Origin of the sequence: Rhizobium gallicum bv. gallicum R602sp, assembly GCF_000816845.1 — a bacterium.
In the GTDB taxonomy this organism is placed as follows: Bacteria; Pseudomonadota; Alphaproteobacteria; order Rhizobiales; family Rhizobiaceae; genus Rhizobium; species Rhizobium gallicum.
Window position 1 is genome coordinate 3,957,985 of record NZ_CP006877.1, and the last position, 16,794, is coordinate 3,974,778.

General features: G+C 59.5%; 13 protein-coding genes. 5 read left to right on the forward strand and 8 right to left on the reverse strand.

Annotation, left to right across the window (positions count from 1 at the left end):
- Window positions 1-197: 197 nt before the first annotated feature.
- From RGR602_RS19370 to RGR602_RS19385, 4 genes are all read right to left on the reverse strand, one after another.
- On the reverse strand, window positions 198-1,214 hold the full coding sequence (locus tag RGR602_RS19370; protein ID WP_039847036.1) for an iron ABC transporter substrate-binding protein: 1,017 nt from the start codon (window positions 1,212-1,214) through the stop codon (window positions 198-200).
- A 140-nt stretch (window positions 1,215-1,354) separates the two neighbouring features.
- Complete coding sequence (locus RGR602_RS19375) at window positions 1,355-2,344, reverse strand: Ldh family oxidoreductase (RefSeq protein WP_039846431.1); 990 nt, start codon at window positions 2,342-2,344, stop codon at window positions 1,355-1,357.
- 79 nt (window positions 2,345-2,423) lie between these two features.
- On the reverse strand, window positions 2,424-3,962 hold the full coding sequence (gene amaB, locus RGR602_RS19380; RefSeq protein WP_039846432.1) for an L-piperidine-6-carboxylate dehydrogenase: 1,539 nt from the start codon (window positions 3,960-3,962) through the stop codon (window positions 2,424-2,426).
- A 40-nt stretch (window positions 3,963-4,002) separates the two neighbouring features.
- Entirely contained in the window at window positions 4,003-5,286 is a 1,284-nt protein-coding gene (locus RGR602_RS19385) for an NAD(P)/FAD-dependent oxidoreductase (protein ID WP_039846433.1), read from the reverse strand.
- Between the two features lie 288 nt (window positions 5,287-5,574).
- On the opposite strand from RGR602_RS19385, the gene RGR602_RS19390 reads away from it, so the two are divergent.
- The 3 genes from RGR602_RS19390 to RGR602_RS19400 all read left to right on the forward strand — a co-directional run bounded on the left by RGR602_RS19390 (window position 5,575) and on the right by RGR602_RS19400 (window position 8,064).
- A complete protein-coding gene (locus RGR602_RS19390) occupies window positions 5,575-6,468 on the forward strand; it encodes a LysR family transcriptional regulator (RefSeq protein ID WP_039846434.1) in 894 nt (297 codons plus the stop codon).
- A gap of 72 nt (window positions 6,469-6,540) precedes the next feature.
- Window positions 6,541-6,777 (forward strand): Lrp/AsnC ligand binding domain-containing protein, encoded by a 237-nt coding sequence (locus tag RGR602_RS19395; protein ID WP_016556708.1) that lies wholly within the window; start codon window positions 6,541-6,543, stop codon window positions 6,775-6,777.
- Between the two features lie 120 nt (window positions 6,778-6,897).
- Window positions 6,898-8,064 carry a glycosyltransferase family 4 protein gene (locus RGR602_RS19400; protein ID WP_039846435.1) on the forward strand — a complete coding sequence of 389 codons (1,167 nt, stop codon included), beginning with the start codon at window positions 6,898-6,900 and terminating at the stop codon, window positions 8,062-8,064.
- Here the strand turns inward: RGR602_RS19400 and RGR602_RS19405 are convergent.
- Window positions 8,040-8,918, reverse strand: coding sequence for a glycosyltransferase family 2 protein (locus tag RGR602_RS19405; protein ID WP_052451622.1), 879 nt, complete (start codon window positions 8,916-8,918; stop codon window positions 8,040-8,042). The genes RGR602_RS19400 and RGR602_RS19405 overlap by 25 nt on opposite strands.
- A gap of 160 nt (window positions 8,919-9,078) precedes the next feature.
- On the opposite strand from RGR602_RS19405, the gene RGR602_RS19410 reads away from it, so the two are divergent.
- Together RGR602_RS19410 and RGR602_RS19415 are read left to right on the forward strand one after the other, a co-directional pair.
- Complete coding sequence (locus RGR602_RS19410; protein WP_039846436.1) at window positions 9,079-10,593, forward strand: lipopolysaccharide biosynthesis protein; 1,515 nt, start codon at window positions 9,079-9,081, stop codon at window positions 10,591-10,593.
- A 12-nt stretch (window positions 10,594-10,605) separates the two neighbouring features.
- Window positions 10,606-12,465 (forward strand): serine aminopeptidase domain-containing protein, encoded by a 1,860-nt coding sequence (locus RGR602_RS19415; RefSeq protein ID WP_082046614.1) that lies wholly within the window; start codon window positions 10,606-10,608, stop codon window positions 12,463-12,465.
- Here the strand turns inward: RGR602_RS19415 and RGR602_RS19420 are convergent.
- Genes RGR602_RS19420 through RGR602_RS19430 form a run of 3 tightly spaced genes read right to left on the reverse strand, consistent with a single transcriptional unit; the run spans window position 12,428 to window position 16,792 of the window.
- The gene (locus RGR602_RS19420) at window positions 12,428-14,896 is read right to left on the reverse strand and encodes a glycoside hydrolase family 2 protein (RefSeq protein ID WP_039846437.1); all 2,469 of its coding nucleotides are present in this window, start codon (window positions 14,894-14,896) and stop codon (window positions 12,428-12,430) included. The two genes, RGR602_RS19415 and RGR602_RS19420, sit on opposite strands and share 38 nt — an antisense overlap.
- A gap of 16 nt (window positions 14,897-14,912) precedes the next feature.
- Entirely contained in the window at window positions 14,913-15,875 is a 963-nt protein-coding gene (locus tag RGR602_RS19425) for a DUF1839 family protein (RefSeq protein WP_039846438.1), read from the reverse strand.
- An 8-nt stretch (window positions 15,876-15,883) separates the two neighbouring features.
- Window positions 15,884-16,792 (reverse strand): amino acid--[acyl-carrier-protein] ligase, encoded by a 909-nt coding sequence (locus tag RGR602_RS19430; RefSeq protein WP_039846439.1) that lies wholly within the window; start codon window positions 16,790-16,792, stop codon window positions 15,884-15,886.
- Between the last annotated feature and the right edge of the window lie 2 nt (window positions 16,793-16,794).

Genomic DNA, 16,794 nt, shown 5'->3' on the forward strand with positions numbered 1-16,794 from the left:
GACTGGCGCTCCATTGCCGGGCGCGAGCCCGGAAACAAGCGATCTGTTGTCTTGCAGCAAGGCCGACGCCTTTGATACGCTGAAAAAAGGAAGGCAACCGCCTCTTTTTGAAGCGGTTGCCGGATTGGGTCATGCCCTAAGGTTTTCTTGAGCCAAAAGCAATAGTTTTGACTCGATCCGGCCTGCGGCAGAGAGGCTTAAATCAGGCCCGCGGCCGTCATCAGCTCGACGACTTTCTTGCTGTCAAGCTCGGAAGCCTCAACTTTCGGCGCATTGAGATCGGCAAGCGGGACGAGCTTTTCGTTCGCATCGCCGCTGACCGCGTATTCGTAGGACGTCCCGTTTTTCAGGATGTCCTGGCCGGCTTTGCCGGCGACGAACTTCAAGAACGCCTGGGCTTCCTTCATATGCTGCGTCGACTTCAGGATGCCGCCGCCCGATACGCTGACGAACGCGCCCGGATCCTGGTTCTTGAAGTAATGCAGGCCGACATTCTTGCTGTTTTCGCCAGTCTTGGCCTGATCGCCGAACCAATAGTAATGATAGATGACCGCGCCTTCGACTTCGCCGGCATTGACGGCCTTCATGGCAACACTGTTGCCCTTGTAAGGCGTTGCGTTTTCCTTCATGGCCTTCAACCATTGAGCCGTTGCTTCTTCGCCCTTCAGTTGCAGCAGTGCACCGACGATCGCTTGGAAATCGGCACCGGCAGGCGACGCGCCCCAACGGCCCTTCCAGGCCGGATCGGCCAGATCGAGCATCGACTTCGGCAGCTTGTCTTCGGTGAGCTTCGTCTTGTCATACACAAACACCGTCGAGCGGGCGGCGATGCCGGTCCACATGCCATCGGCAGGACGATACTGCGCCGGGACCAGATCAAGCGTTTCTTTGTCGACCGGGGCAAACAGGCCCGCGCCATCGACGAGCGCCATCGCCGGAGAGTTCTCGGTCAGGAACACGTCGGCCGGAGAAGCGTCGCCTTCCTGGATGATCTGGTTGGCGAACTGCATGTCGCTGCCTTGGCGCATGGTGACCTTGATGCCGGTCTCCTTGGTGAAGGCATCGATCCATTCGCGGCCGAGGCTTTCGTGCTGGGCGTTATAGACGACGATACCTTCGGATTCCTGCGCATTTGCGCTGGATGCCAGCGACGTCGCAGCAAGAAGCGAGGCGGCCAAAGCTAGCGCTGCAAAGCGCGTAAGAGAAATTTTCATGATGCCCTCCATGGCGGGTGTCACCCAAACTCCCCGGGTGATCGCGCCCCCGTATATTTTTCTTGATTTAGTTTTTCAAGTTTCGCCTTGCCGCCGGTCTTCACAAATACTTGAACCCACGCATCAACTTTAGAATGATTCTATATAGCAAGGATGGCGTCGATCACGTCGTCCTCGACTTCGAGGCCATGCTCCAGCGCGTATTTTCGCGCATTCTGACCGCGGCGACCGGGTAGGCGGACACCGGGATCGGAAGAAATTTCAGCGGCAAGTTCGCCCAGACGCGATGCCGCGAAGCTTCCACCGCTGGCTTCGGGATTGATAACGATCAGCATCTGCCCAAGGCCGGGCGCTGCTCCTTGGTCATCGAACAAGGAAGTGGATTCGAAGGAAAAATTAGCACCCGCGAGCGGTGCGGCAAGAATCTCGACCATCATGGCAAGCGCAGCACCCTTGGCCTCGCCGGATGGCACCATGGTGCCCTCCAGGGCGGCAACCGCATCGGTTGTCGGCTGGCCGTCACGATCAAAGGCCCAATCGGCCGGGATCGACGCGCCCTTTTGCCGGGCGGCCATGATCTTGCCACGCGCAACGCGCGACAACGCAAGGTCGATGACGATCGGATCATCTGCGGGAACAGGCGCTGCAAAGGCAATGGGATTGGTGCCGAAGACGGGCTTGCGTCCGCCCCAGGCAGCCATGGAAGCCGTGGCATTGGCAACCATCAGCGCCACGAGGCCAGCTTCGGCAAAACGTTCCACGGTCAGCGCGAGCACGCCCGCATGATGCGAACGGCGGATAGCGGCAAGCGCAATGCCCTGTTTGCGCGCCATCTCCGACAGCAACGGCACGGCGAGATCGAAGGCCGGATAAGCATAGCCGTGGCAGGCGTCAATCTGGATGATGGATGGAAAAGGCTGGAATACGATCGGCTTGGCTATTCCGTCGACCTTTCCGGACTTTGCCTGGGCCGCATAGGCAACGACGCGGCGCAGCCCGTGGCCACCCTGTCCTGCGGCTTCTGCGGCGACCAGCGCACGTGCGACGGCGCGCGCATTTCCCTCCTCCACTCCGCTGCGCTTCAACGCGTCGATGACCAGCGCTTCGGCTGCGGCAAGTGTCAGATGCATGGAGAAAAACCTTGGGCAAAAACAAAGGGACGATCACGGTGTTACGTCATCGTCCCTTCGGATTCAATGCGGCTCTCGATCACTCGACGTCGAACTTGACACCCTGAGCGAGCGGCAGCGTCTTGCCGTAATTGATCGTGTTCGTCGTGCGGCGCATGTAGGCCTTCCAGGCATCCGAGCCGGATTCGCGGCCGCCCCCGGTTTCCTTTTCGCCACCGAAAGCACCGCCGATTTCGGCACCCGACGGGCCGAGATTGACGTTGGCGATGCCGCAATCGGAGCCACGGGCGGAAACAAAGGTTTCGGCTTCACGCATGTCATTGGTGAAGATCGAGGAAGATAGGCCCTGCGGCACGGCATTGTGCAGTTTCAGCACCTCGTCGAAATCCGTGTACTTCATGACATAGAGGATCGGTGCGAAGGTCTCGTGTTCGACAGGACCAGTCTGAGACGGCATCTCGACAAGCGCCGGGCGCACATAGAAGGCTCCGGCAGCGCCGTTTTCGACGCGCTCGCCACCCGTGACCTTGCCGCCAGCCGACTTTGCCTCCGATAGAGCCGACTGCATCTTCTCGAAGGCCGCTTTGTCGATCAACGGACCGACAAGTGTCCCGTTTTCCAACGGATTGCCGATCGTGACCGATCCATAGGCTTTCTGCAGGCGAGGCACGAGTTTGTCGTAGACGCTCTCGTGCACGAAGAGACGGCGAAGCGTCGTGCAGCGCTGGCCGGCGGTTCCCATCGACGAAAAGGCAACGCCGCGCAGGGTGAGATCGAGATCGGCCGTCGGGCAGATGATGGCGGCATTGTTGCCGCCGAGTTCAAGGATCGCACGGGCAAAGCGCTGCGACAGCCGCGGGCCGACGGCCCGGCCCATGGCCGTGGACCCGGTGGCGGAAACCAGCGGCACCTTCGGGTGATCGACGAGGACTTCACCGACATCGCGGCCGCCGATCAGCAGCGTCGAAAGGTTGGCCGGAGCCTGCCCGCCTTCGGCGACGAAGCGCTTCAGCGCCTTTTCGAACAGCGCCTGTACCGCAAGTGCCGTCAGCGGCGTCTTTTCCGACGGCTTCCAGACGGTGGAATTGCCGCAGACCAGCGCCAGCGCCGCATTCCACGACCAGACCGCGACCGGGAAGTTGAAGGCCGAAATGATGCCGACCACGCCGAGCGGATGCCAGCTTTCCATCATACGATGCTCGGAGCGCTCGGTTGCAATCGTTAGGCCGTAGAGCTGGCGCGAAAGGCCGACCGCGAAATCGCAGATGTCGATCATTTCCTGGACTTCGCCGAGACCTTCGGACGTGATCTTGCCGACTTCGATCGAAACGAGGCGGCCGAGCGCCAGCTTCGCCGCGCGAAGCTCTTCGCCAAGCAAACGGACAAGTTCGCCGCGCTTGGGCGCAGGGACTGCACGCCATTCGGCAAATGCCTTGTGCGCTTCGTCGATCGCCTTTTTGGCATCCGCGACGGAATGTTCCTTCAGAAGGCCGATTTCCTTGCCGGTGATCGGCGAAGCGACACGCAGCGAGCCGCCGGTATAGCGGGCCGCCTCGACGCCGAGTTCGGAAAGCAGTTTCTTCGTCTCGGCTGCGAGATCGAGCGTAGAGATGGTCATCGTGTTTTGAACCTTCTTGTTCTTGATTGCGAGCTTTCACTCAAAAGCGCGCGGCGGCGAAGTGAGCGACCTGGGCGCCGGCTTCGTACCACATTTCCTTGAGCGCGCGGAAACCGGGCTCCCGCAGGTCCGTAACCGGCAAGGGCAGGTCCGCCTCCGCGATCCGGCCCAATATATGGTGTGCCAGCGTACGGCCGAATACCGTACCAGGCGCAATGCCCCGGCCATTATAGCCGGAGAAGCCAACGACATTCGGCGCGAACTTGTGAAAGCGTGGTAGCGCATTGTCGGTCATGCCGATCTTGCCGTACCATTCGTATTCGAATTCTACGTCGCCGATCTGCGGAAAGAGCCTCTTCAGCGAGCGTTTCGCCCAGCTTTTGTGAATTGCAGCGCCGGTGTTGCGCAGCGCTCCGACACTGCCGAAAACGAGACGCCCGGCACGATCCATCCGGAATGAGGAGAGTATCTCCTTCGTATCCCAACAGCCTTCGCGACCGGGCAGAATCCATTTGCGCAAATTATCGCTGAGCGGCGCCGTCGCGAAATTGAAATAGGGGAGATGCACCTGCTCACAGCGGACCTGTTCCCATGGCCCGGTGCTATAGGCATCCGTCGCGACGATAATCCAGTCAGCGGTCACCCGGCCGCTCTCAGTCTTCACCGTCCATCGGCTGCCGTCTCGTTCGGTTGCAATAACAGGGCTCGATGTGCGGATGGAAACGCCCGCCTTGATAGCTGCATGCGCCAAACCTCGAGCATAGGCGAGCGGCTGCAGTGTTCCTGCACGCATATCGAACAGCGATCCGGCATAGGCGCTGGTGCCAACGCGACGTGCGGTCTCGGCGGCATCAAGCAGCGTCACTGGCGCCCCGCGCGCGGACCACTGCGCAGCACGCGTCTCGATTTCCTTCAACCCATCCGCGCCGACGGCGCAATGCAGCGTACCGTTCTTTTCAAGCTCGCAAGCGATGTCGTGGTTTTCGATCAACTCCATGACAAGGCGAGGCGCCTCGCCCAGCATACCGAGCAGGCGATCGCCGTAGTTCTGCCCGAGAACGCCAGGCAGATCGTCCGGCATCACCCACATGCCGGCATTGATCAGTCCGACATTGCGGCCAGCCCCACCGAAACCGATCTCCCTGGCCTCCAACAGCACGACCTTCGAGCCGGCTTCGGCAAGATGAAGACCGGACGACAGCCCGGTATAGCCGCCGCCGACAATCACCACATCGGCCGACAGGGCGCCCTGAAGCGCCGATGTCTCCGGCGGCAGCGGGGCGGTCTTTTCCCAAAGTCCGTGGGTGCGGGGATCATTCAGCATCGGTCAGTCCATTCCAAGCAAACGCGGCAGCACTCTAGCGCCGTCCACGGCGTTGCGGAAGCAGCCTCAGTCAACGGTCAACTCCAGGCCGACGATCCCAGCGTCTCCATCACGGCGTCGAGAGCAGCCGACTGGCGCTCGGCATAGAGCTTCAGCTCGTCCTCTACGGTGCTCGGCATCAAAGAACTCCGGGTCATTCCGATTTTGGAGGATAGACGTCTTTACAAAGGCTCCAGCGCCATGAATATCGACGTTTTGGAAACACATCATTCTCAATTGGAATGAACCATGCTGCCCTCGCGCCGTTTTCTGCCGTCGATTTCATTACTCGCCGCATTCGAGGCCGTCGCCCGAACCGGCAGCGTGACGGCGGCTGCACGCGAGCTCGACCTCACCCAGAGCGCCGTCAGCCGCCAGATCAAGGCGCTGGAAGTACAGCTTGGCGCTGAACTTTTTCTTCGCGAACGCCAGACGGTGCGCCTCACGCTTGCGGGCGACAGCTACGCCCGCGAAATCCGCGAAGCACTTCGCCGAATTTCCAGCGCATCGCTGAACCTGCGCGCTAATCCGCATGGCGGAACGCTGAACCTCGCCATCCTGCCGACCTTCGGCACCCGCTGGCTGGCACCACGCCTCGGCCGGTTCCTGAACCAGAACCCGGGCGTTACGATCAATCTCGTCACCCGGCTCTCCTCCTTCGATTTCCGGCTCGATTCCATTGACGCCGCTATTCACTTCGGCCATCCGCATTGGCCGGGAGCGGAATTGACCTTCCTGATGTCCGAAAAGACGGTTGCTGCCTGCAGCCCCGCCTTCCTGAGGCAGCACGGCATCACCAAGGCTGAAGACCTGCTGGATGTTCCCCTGTTGCATCTGACGACCCGCCCTGACGCCTGGGAGCGGTGGCTTGCCGATAACGGCGTCGCCTTCCAAAACGTAAATGGAATGTTGTTCGACCAGTTTGCGACGGCGGCACAGGCAGCGATCGCCGGCCTCGGCGTCGCGCTGCTGCCGACATTTCTCGTTCAGGACGAGCTGAAGCGCGGTGATCTTGTCGCGGCGATCGGCGGGGAAACGGAAAGCAGCGAAAGCTATTATCTCGCCTGTCCTCCCGAGCGGGCCGACTATGCGCCGCTTTCAGCCTTTCGCGGCTGGATCACCGAAGAAGCCAAAGCGGGATGACGGAACGGCTTGCATCGCAAGAGCGCTTTCGAGCATTATGCACCCAATCAGAATATTTCGCAGGAAACGCCCATGAAACCCATTTTCGTCCAGCTCCAATGCGCGCCCGGCAAGACCTACGAGGTGGCCGACGCAATCTACCAGACCGAACGGGTTTCGGAGCTTTATTCGACGAGCGGCGATTACGACCTGCTCCTCAAGGTCTATATCGAGGAGGGCCAGGACATCGGCAAGTTCATCAACGACAACATCGCCAATATCCCCGGCATTGTTCGTTCGCTGACGACGCTGACCTTCAAGGCCTTCTGACAGATACGATTAACCTTCTTCCGCAACAATCGATCCGTCGGTCTCCCCGTAAACCCCGCCTTAACGCCATCCATTATCTGGTCAAAGCCGAGTTGCGGCCATGTGGCCGCTAGGTGGACGATGTCAGCAGTGGAAACAGAGCCAGTCACATCGGTGCCGCAGCCAGCTGCTGCACCACTGATCGTGCATGTCGTACGCCAGTTTCTGCCCAATCGCGGCGGACTCGAAGATGTTGTCGCCAACCTTGCCTACCAGACGATCAAACACGGCTACCGCGTCCGCGTCATAACGCTCGATTCGCTCTTCACGTCGCGGGACAACAAACTGCCCGCCCATGAGACGATCGACGGCATCGAGGTCGTCCGCATCCCCTGGTCGGGCAGCCAGCGCTATCCGATCGCACCTCAAGTCTTTCGCCACCTGGAGGACGCCGCCGTCATTCACGTACACGCGATCGACTTCTTCTTCGATGCATTGGCCCTGGGACGCTTCAGGCACGGCAAGCCGATGATCGTGACCACCCATGGCGGCTTCTTCCACACTCGAAAATACGCCACGATCAAGAAGCTTTGGTTCCAGACCCTGACGCGCATGTCGGCAAGGGCGTACAAACGCATCGTCGGCTGCAGCGTCTCGGATCTGGAACAGTTTCGCAAAATCTCGCCAAGAACGAGCATCCTGATCGAGAACGGCGTGGACATCGGCAAATTCGCCGATAGCGCATCTCAAAAGCCACGACGCCGCATCATCACCATCGGCCGCTTTTCCGTCAACAAGCGGCTGGATCATCTGCTGGATGTCATGGCCATCCTGAAAGCACGCAATCTTGAATGGCACCTCGACATCGTCGGCTCTGAATCAGACCTCAAGGAAGCAGACGTGCGGCGAGAAATCCAGGCACGCGCGCTCGACACTACCGTGACGTTGACTGTTTCACCGGACAACGAGTCGATCGCCCGCCTCATTCGCAGCGCGTCGCTTTTCGCTTCCGCCTCTGAATATGAAGGCTTCGGCCTCGTCGCCCTCGAAGCCATGAGTGCTGGCCTTGTGCCAGTACTCAACGGAAATGCAGCCTATTGCGGTCTGGCCGCAAAACACCCGTTGCTACGCCTTGCCGACTTTTCCGATCCGCAAGCCGCGGCTGATATCTTGGAGTCGGCCTATCTTGCTCTTCCAATTGATCCGGCAGGCATTCGCCTGACACTGATGCAGGAAGCCGGCCGGTATTCGTGGCAAACGGTGGCGGGGCGCTATTTCAGCGTCTACGACTCCGTCCTAAGCGACTGATCAACGCCGTTCCATTTCGGCCAAGCCTTGTACCCTTCGACGATCCCCTTGAGCCATGCTCGCTTGAATGCCGCTTCATCCGCCTTAAAGCGGAAGCGCGCAACAAGCCAGCCGATCGCCGGGCGTGCAATTCTGTAGGTCACGTATGGCAAGGAAAAATCGTGCTTGCGCAGCAGCGCGCCGAAACCGCGGCCATATTTTCGAGCGCGTTCGATCTGCTGGGTACCGATCACGCTCACGACCTGATCGTGATGGACGATGAGTTCCGGGAAGTACATGAGTTTTTGGCCGGCACCGACGAAGCGCAGCAGGAGATCGGCCTCCTCTCCGCTTTGAAACGGCGACGGCGACCCAACGCCCAGATTCTCGTCGAAGCCGCCGATTGCACAAAGCGTTTGACGACGAACGAAGATGCCGTTCGAATTGCCGCAGTGAAGATATGTCCGGCGGGATATCTCTACGCTGCGATCACCCGTCGGGCTCACGGAAGGCTTGCCATCCGCATCAAGCGTTCGTCCCGTTACGATCGAAAGCGCGGGATTTTCCCGAAAGAGCCGCGCGGCGATTTCCAAGGTAGCGGGCTCGTACCAGCAGTCGTCGTCCGGAAAGCACACATAGGTTCCCGATGCTTTCGCAATTCCGTTATTGCGCGCATGCGAAAGCCCGCGCCCGGAGCGTAGATGGTGAATGGGAAAGGAGGAAGCGAAGCGTTCCACCAGATCAGATAGCCGGTCATCTTTATTCTGATCGACCAGAATGATCTCAAAGGTCTTCAGCGTCTGCCTTGCCAAGGATCCAAAGAGACGCTCGAGTTGATCGAAACGATCAACGGTACAGACGATGAGGCTGAACAATCGATACCCCTGAAGGCAGAAGCCGGCAAATTGCGGTGATTTTCATACCGACCACCGGTGCGACGTTTAACTGGACTTTAAGCGCCAAATATTAAGGTATCTGAAATAGACACTTCACAATGCGCTGTGGTCTCCGGGAAAAGGAAAAGCGGTAGTATTCATGGCGAAGAGCATAATGGAAAACTCGGCGCTCAATGCGGCAGCAGGCCTGACCCTGCTTGCGACGGGTTTTGCATGTTCGATCATTGCCGCGCGGCTGCTCGGCCCGGAAGCAAATGGGATTATCGCATTTTCCCTGTGGCTGGTAACGACCGGAGCGCTCGTCGCCGAACTAGGCACCGGCGTCATGCTTTTGCGCATCCTGCCGCAATTGCGGGCTAAGGGAAGATCCTACGAAGAACGCCGTAGCTTTGCCGCCTATCTCGTACGGCCAACGATCGTTGCGTCGCTGATAGTGCTCGCCGTTTATTCCCTGGTCTATTTCGAAGCCGAGCAGCTTCATTGGGCCGTCGGCGCCCCGGCCGTGATTGTCATCACCGGCGTCCTCTTCCTTTTCCAGTCGATCGGCGCATACACGAAGAACTATCTCATCGGGGAACAGAATCTCGCGCCTTATTTTCTACTGACGATCGCAAGCTCCGTCGTCCAGGTCGTCATCGTGCTTGCAGGTGCGCTGCTGTACGGCGTTAGCGGCGCCTTGGCCGGTTATGCAGCCGGTCAGTTCCTGATGTTCCTCTTTACGCTCAGGATTGCCTCGGTGCGCGCAAGCTCGTGTGGTATCGGCGTGGGTTATCTTGCGAGCTCTTCGTTCATTCTGTCCTTGGAATACGCGAATACGTCGATCTTTCTAAATCGAATCGAGCTTTTCTTCCTGCAGAAGGATTGGGGCGTGGAGGCTGTCGGCTATTATGCCGTCGGCTTGTCGCTGGCCAATCTCGCGCTGCAGCTTCCCGTCCAACTGAGCGGTAGCCTTATTCCCTATTATTCGGAAAAAATTCATTCCAATCCCAGCGGCAAACTCCCTGCAAACATTTTTGAAGGGGTCGTTCGAAGCATTGCATACATCACGCTGCCAATGAGCTTCGGCCTTGCCGCTATCGCCAAGCCGCTCGTCGTTGCAATCTTCGGCCAGCCTTTCGCGCCGGCGGGCGGCACAGTCGCCATCTTGGCGCTGACCGCCATACCTTACGTCTTCACGCAGATTTGCACGCAATATCTGTATTCCGTCGATCGAATTCGCGAACGCCTGATGATCGGAGGCGTAGCCAGCCTCGTACTCGCTGTGGGCTGTTTTGCCGCCGTGCCTTGGTACGGCGGAGAAGGTGCCGCGGCAATCCGTTTTCTGGCGTTTACGGTCATGTGCATGTTGATGATCGCGCGGATCGACCTCGACGGCTCGATCTACCAAATGTCGATCCCGATTCTCCGCATCGCCGCCGCCGCGGCCCTTTGCGGGGCGACGGCATATGGAGCGATCCATTTTGTTCCAGGAATAGGCGGGCTTGTTGTTGCGGTTATCGCAGCAGCAGGCGCCTATGGGATCGCCCTACGCCTGCTGAACGCGGTTCCGGCTGCTGATATTGCGGTGATGGAACAGATCGTCAATCGCCTGCCGAAGCTGGCGCATCCATTAGCATTTCATGCGCTGGCGCTGCTCACGCCGCGCAGATTATGACGAGGAATGGAAATGAGCACGGGGCTGGATACCAACAAAAGCAAGACAACGCATAAGGCTGCCGCAGCAGCCGAACCGGTGACATTTGCCGGCACGATCGGCCTTTACGCACCTGCCAGTCAAGCCGCGCGCAAATCCACGGCCGTCCTCTTTGTCAGTCCTTGGGGATTCGAGGAAATGTGCACCCGCAAGTTCTTCCGTATCCTGGCGGAAGAACTTGCCGAAGCGGGTGTGGCAAGCCTGCGCTTCGACTACGCGGGAACCGGCGACGCGCTGGAGGTAACGGACCATAGCCGCGGCCTAGCTGTCTGGCTCGAAACGGCGGAGCAGGCTGCAGCACAGCTGAAATCGCTTTCCGGCTGTGACAGCATCATACTTGTGAGCCAGAGTCTCGGCAGCACGATCGCTGTCGATCTGGCGCAAAGGCTCGGTGGTGTCGAGGGCATTGCATTGATGGCGCCCGCAATCTCCGGCCGGCTCTATCTGCGTGAACTCTCCGTATGGTCGAAAATGATCGACGACGGAATGGGCGTTGCCGAAAGCCAGCGCGAAACACAGGGCGTATGGATCGCCGGCCTTCGTATGTCGGACGAAATCGCCGCGGAGGTTCGCAAAATCAACCTCATGGAGCTTTCGAAGCTCGACGCAAAAAACTGCTTGGTGCTGACGCGCCCGAACCGTTCGGCCGACGAAGATTTTGCCGCCCATGTCAAAGACCTGCTTCCGGCCACGCGGGACGCTGTCTATCGCGGCTATGACGAACTCGTCTTCAACCCGACGATCGCAACGATGCCGCTAGAGACCGGCAATCACATCGTCGAATGGGTGAAATCGATTTCCGGTTCTCAGATGGGGACATCAACGCGGAGGCAACGCCCGACCGTGGCACCGCTTACAACCGCCGAGTTCACCGAGACGCCGCTGCGGTTTGGAAAAGCTGGCGAACTCTACGGCATCCTTTGCAAGCCCACGGCTCCGCGTCGTGGGGCGACCGCGATCATCTTGACGACGGCTTACGACCGGAATGCGGGCTGGGGGCGCACATCCGTAAAAATGGCGCGCGCGCTTGCCCACGACGGCATTCCCTCGCTGCGCTTCGACAATGCGAATGTCGCAGATAGCCCGCCCACACCAGGCGCGCCAGAGCAGGTGCTCTATTTCAAAGGACAGAACGATGAGATCACAGCGGCCCTCGATCTTCTGGAATCATCCAAGCTGCTGCCTGCCGTGCTTGTCGGCCGCTGCAGCGGCGGTTATCTCGCTTTCCAGGGCAGCCTCTGGGACGAACGCTCCAGCGGCTTGATTGCCGCCAATCCCTATGTCTTCCACTGGTCGGGTAAGCTCACGGTCGACGCATCGCTTCGCCATGTGCCGCGCTCGCTCGAAACATACCGCCTGAAGCTGCTGCAGTTCGAAACCCTAAAGCGATTGTTGCGCGGTGAAATCGATGTCCCGCGGGCAATCAAAAATTTCATGACCTCTCTGGTGCGACGAGCGATCAGGCTCAGCCGTCCGGTGCTGGATTTTCTGCCGGTCCGATCCGAGGAGCGGACCGCAATTCTCGATCTTTTCCAGTCCCTGAAAGCCCGCAAGGTTGACGTGTCGCTGATCTATACCGCCCATGATACCGGTCTTGAGCAGTTCAATGATCATTTTGGCAAGGATGGCTCATATCTGAAACGCTACGGCAACGTTCGGCTCAACATCATACCGGAAGCCGATCATAACCTTACACAGGCACATGCTCAGTCCTTCTACCTTCAGGAGGTCCGCTCCATATCGTTGAAGATCGGGACGCGTCAGGCAACACCGCATGAAGACCGCAGCCGCGCCGTCAGATCGCCAAAATACGCGAACCTCCCAACGTCCTGATTTCACCAGAGGGCGCCTCGCCCTTCGTCGCGCCCGCAAGCCCATGCAGTGGGACGCGTTTGACCGAACCTGGCGCCAGATGAAACCAATCGTCGGCTGCGCGGTAATTCGGGACATCAAGGTGTACGGACTGCGCAAAGCGATCGGCCTGCAGCTCAAGGGTCCAGTTCCCGCCATCTTCTACCGCCTTCACAACGATCGCGGCATCGTGAAACGCCTTCGACCGTCCGAGCGGGAAATGGAATGCTTCGGCAAGCAGGCCGCCATCGGCGGAGCGCAGCCGCGCGACGGTTACGTCATGGGAAGGCGGACCGAAACGGAAAGCATAGGTCGTGTCGAAAAATGCACCGAAGAGCTCGGTCGCGGCGAGCTTTTCGGTGGATCTTGGCGCAAGTATCAGTGCTTGGCTGCCGCCGACGGCTCTCTGCTTGCCGTCCCGCAGGCAGACGATTTCAAGCTCAACCGGCAAGCTTTCGCCGGTTTCGTTGATGACATGCACGTCAAGGCCGTTCGTGCCCTCGTCCGTCAGCAGCACTTGAATCGGGCGGAAGACGCGGCGCATGGCAAACCAGACCGGTTTCGGCTCGCCGGTGGAATCGACAACACCCCAACCGGGACCAGGCAGAATATCCTGAAGCGTCCAGACAAGTGCACCGTTGCAGTTTGAACCCTTGCGCCGCCATTCGGCGAAGGTTTCCGTCAGAACCTCGCCCGTCACGGCGCGGGACAAATCGAGATAGCGCTCCGGATTTTCCCGGCGCAGCGCCGCTGGGTCGACATGATAAAGTTCCTTCAGGTAGAAGTCGCGAACATCCTCGAAATCCCAGGAGGCGCCACGATCCCGCGGAACGCGAGCTTTCCACAGCGGACTATGGACTGCCGGGACATCCAGATGCCGCTGCAATGTTTTTTGTTGCGGTGCATGGGCAAAGGCGAGGGTTTCTGCAGCAAACCGGACGTCGGCGCGGCGAGCATCCTCCAGCGGGCGCATATAGGCACCAATGCCGTAATAGTGCGTAACGCCGGTATTTGGCGAGAAAGGCATGGCCCCACCGTGAGGGGAGTTCGGCACGTAGGGCACGTCGGGGCGCATACGCTCTGCAATCGCCGGGATGACGTCCTCCGTCAGCGGTCCGCGCCAGAATTCCTGCGGCAACCCGAGCATTGCCGCCTGTTGATAAATCTCGCTTCCGCCGCAAAGGACCGCGAGCGAAGGAGAAGCCTGCACTCCATGGATAAAACCCTCGACTTCGGCATGAACGTGGCCCGTGAAGGCCTTATCGCTTCGCGGGTAGTCGAAATTGGCGAACATGAAGTCCTGCCAGACAAGAATGCCGAGCTCGTCGCAAAGCTCGAAGAACTCTGGCGTCTCATAAGCCATCGTGCCGCCAATGCGGATCATGTTCATACCGGCGAAGGCAGCAAGGCGCAGAAAGGGCTCGTAGTTTGCGCGCGAACCCGGCAGGCGAACGATATCGGCCGTCGTCCAGACAGCACCGCGGCAGAAGACGGGCTCGCCATTTACCCGAAGGCCGAACCCGTCGCCGTCGACGCCACGATCGATTTCAATCCGGCGGAAGCCGGTCCTTCCGAGCGAGTATTCGGCGCCGTCCGAAACGAGCGTCAGTTCGTAAAGATGCGGGAGACCGTGCGTATGCGGCCACCAAGGCGTGACCTCCGGCAGCTTGAGGATCGCCGAATAATGATTTCCGCCGATCTTCTCAAAGCCTTGCTCCACCTCTCCACAGCGAAGCAGCATGTCGGGATTTTCGGCATCCGCGTGCAACGAAACGCTGAGGCGGCCAACGCCATTTTCCAGCACAGCCCGGATCGAGACATTATCGATCGACATCACACTGCGGCGAACAAGCGTGATCGGCCGCCACGGCCCGACAGCATGAATTTCGGGGCACCAGCCAGGCATGTGCCCAAGCAGCGTCGTACGAAAGTTCTTGAGCCCCTGCGGCGCGATCATCTGAGGACGCCAGCGGGCGCGGGCTCCGGGCTCGCTCAGACGGGGACCGAGCGCACGAAAACAAAGGACCAGGTCATCGCCGCCCAAAAGCGTGACGGGGATTTCATGCGCCGTGAACATGCTCTCGGAAGAGAGGATTTCCTGCCCGTTCAGAAAGACATGGCAGAGCGTCGCAAGCCCTGCGAAACGAAGGATAACCTCGCCAGGCTCGGCGTCGAAAAGCCGGCAGACGTACCAGGCGTCTTTCGTATTCAGGGGCTCCGGATTCTCGCGATCGAAGAGACCGGCGCGCTCCAAAGCGTCAGCCACAGTGCCGGGAACAGGTGCTGCTATGAACCTCGAAGACGGCGGGATGTCATGCGGCGTCAAGCAAGCTCCCGGTTCCGTCAGGACCAGATTCCAGCCTTCGGAAAGCAGGGTCTCTTCCGCACCGACGCTCGCCAACCGCCCCCCCATGCTCAAGCTCCCGGTATCAAAGCCGATCGGAAATCGAAGTCATCATGGCATCCCATGCATCTGCCGCCGGATCAAGCGCCGCCTGCAATGGCTCGAACTTCTTGCGCGTGACGGCGCGGGCAAGCTGAAACTGCACCGACTTCGCCACTTCGGAGATGCGCCGGGCATTCTCTTCAGCCTGCGCGAACCTGCCCGCAGAAAGCCACGCGAGGTGATCTGCGGCCAACTCGAAATTGGCGCCGAACTGGCGCAAGGTGTTGAAGGCATATTTGTGGAAGAAGCCGAAAGGGCGCTCGGCGACAACTTCCACCTGCTGCGGAAATTGCTTGGAAAAGGCACGGATCGGGTTTTCGGCAGGCCGGCGCGAGAAATGGACCTTGAAAAGACGGTGCGCCACATCGCCGATATAGTTTTCGCCTGCAAACGCCTCCGGAAGTTTTGCAAATTCCGTATAGGGCAGGAAGGGTGAATCCTCGTCCTTCAGATGCATTTGGAAGAGACCGTCGAAGTCCTCGCCCTCAAGCTGGAAATAGCCGGCATTGTGAAAATACTCAACGCGCTTGGCAGCAATATCCAGCCGGTTGATGGCGACGGTCGTCTTGCCGTGTTCGGAACGATAGGCCGTACCGTGGGTATCCGGCATATAGAAGGAGTCCATTTCGATCAGGCAAAGTCGGCCGCGCCTGATCTGTGTTTCGACGTGACGCTCGACGCGGTCAAAGATCGCGAGTTCGGTGACACGGATGCCGTAAAGCGCCTCGAGGTCTTCGAGCGGTACCTTGAAGAAGGTGAATTGATCGCCCTCGAAATCCTGCGTCAGCGTAAAGCCGAGCATCGCTTCAGGCGGCAGCCTGAGCGTGTTCAGCACTTCGATCCAGAGGTCGATATAGCAGTTGGTTTCCGGCCACATGCGTTCATTGGAATGCAGCGCATGCTGGCGGTAGCCATCTGGACGGATGGCCGGGAAAACGCAGGACATCGAACCGCTCAGCCCCACAGGGTCTTGCGCACATTCGCCGGCCATTCCGTCACGTCGAGCCCGTGATGATGGAACAGCGCAAGCGCGATGCGCTCGAGACCGAAGCCGACGCATGCAGTGTGCGCGACGCTGCCGTCCTCCAGGTTCAGGTCCCACTTCTGGCCGAAGGAGTCCTGATGATAGTTAAAGCTCATGCAGGCTGTCGGCTTGGCAGCCGACGTGATCGGGATCAGCAGCTCGAACTTCAGGTTCTGATCACGCTGGTTGTTGACCATCATCTTGCCGCCGCGGCCGAAAAATGGATCGTTGGCGACGTCGATGACGACTTCGAGGCCGAGCTGCTTCATCATCTCGACGCCGCGATCCATCCAGCGCTGACGGAAGTCGGTCACATGGCTTTCGGTGCCCATGCAGACATATTCGCGCATGCGGAAAAGCTGCTGGCGGGCGGGATCCTTCGACGGTTCATGACGAAAGCAATAGGACTGCAGGTCGAAGAGGCTGCCCTTCGCAGGTAGATTGCCCCGCTTGGCGATTGTCGGATAGAGCGGATAGCAGGCAGCCGGCGTCAGCACGATATTGGTTGCTTCCTGGCCCTTCGTCCAATCGTCGCCGACTTCCATGCACTGCAGCAGGTTCATGTGATCGAGTTCACTGCCGCAGAAGCTGTGGACGGTGCCCGCAAGCTGGGGGAAGCTTTTCATGTAGCCGCTCTTTTCGAAAAGCGCGCGGTTCATGCCCGGCGGGAAGCGCATGGCTTCTGCGCCATCCGCACCGCCAAACTTGTCGATCAGGCGCTCGAAGGCGGTGATCACGTCTTCGAACTGCCCGCTACGGCCGTAAAGACCGTCGACGCCAGTATCGATCAGTAGACCGGATTCGAAGAGCCGGTCTAGAAACGAAGTCTGCATATCCATGA

Coding starts and splice junctions, on each gene's coding strand:
- amaB (WP_039846432.1), bottom strand. CDS start 3,962: ATGACCATCTCTACGCTCGATCTCGCAGCCGAGACGAAGAAACTGCTT.
- RGR602_RS19385 (WP_039846433.1), bottom strand. CDS start 5,286: ATGCTGAATGATCCCCGCACCCACGGACTTTGGGAAAAGACCGCCCCG.
- RGR602_RS19425 (WP_039846438.1), bottom strand. CDS start 15,875: ATGTCCTGCGTTTTCCCGGCCATCCGTCCAGATGGCTACCGCCAGCAT.
- RGR602_RS19415 (WP_082046614.1), top strand. CDS start 10,606: ATGAGCACGGGGCTGGATACCAACAAAAGCAAGACAACGCATAAGGCT.
- RGR602_RS19410 (WP_039846436.1), top strand. CDS start 9,079: ATGGCGAAGAGCATAATGGAAAACTCGGCGCTCAATGCGGCAGCAGGC.
- RGR602_RS19390 (WP_039846434.1), top strand. CDS start 5,575: ATGCTGCCCTCGCGCCGTTTTCTGCCGTCGATTTCATTACTCGCCGCA.
- RGR602_RS19370 (WP_039847036.1), bottom strand. CDS start 1,214: ATGAAAATTTCTCTTACGCGCTTTGCAGCGCTAGCTTTGGCCGCCTCG.
- RGR602_RS19400 (WP_039846435.1), top strand. CDS start 6,898: ATGTCAGCAGTGGAAACAGAGCCAGTCACATCGGTGCCGCAGCCAGCT.
- RGR602_RS19375 (WP_039846431.1), bottom strand. CDS start 2,344: ATGCATCTGACACTTGCCGCAGCCGAAGCGCTGGTCATCGACGCGTTG.
- RGR602_RS19395 (WP_016556708.1), top strand. CDS start 6,541: ATGAAACCCATTTTCGTCCAGCTCCAATGCGCGCCCGGCAAGACCTAC.
- RGR602_RS19420 (WP_039846437.1), bottom strand. CDS start 14,896: ATGGGGGGGCGGTTGGCGAGCGTCGGTGCGGAAGAGACCCTGCTTTCC.
- RGR602_RS19430 (WP_039846439.1), bottom strand. CDS start 16,792: ATGGATATGCAGACTTCGTTTCTAGACCGGCTCTTCGAATCCGGTCTA.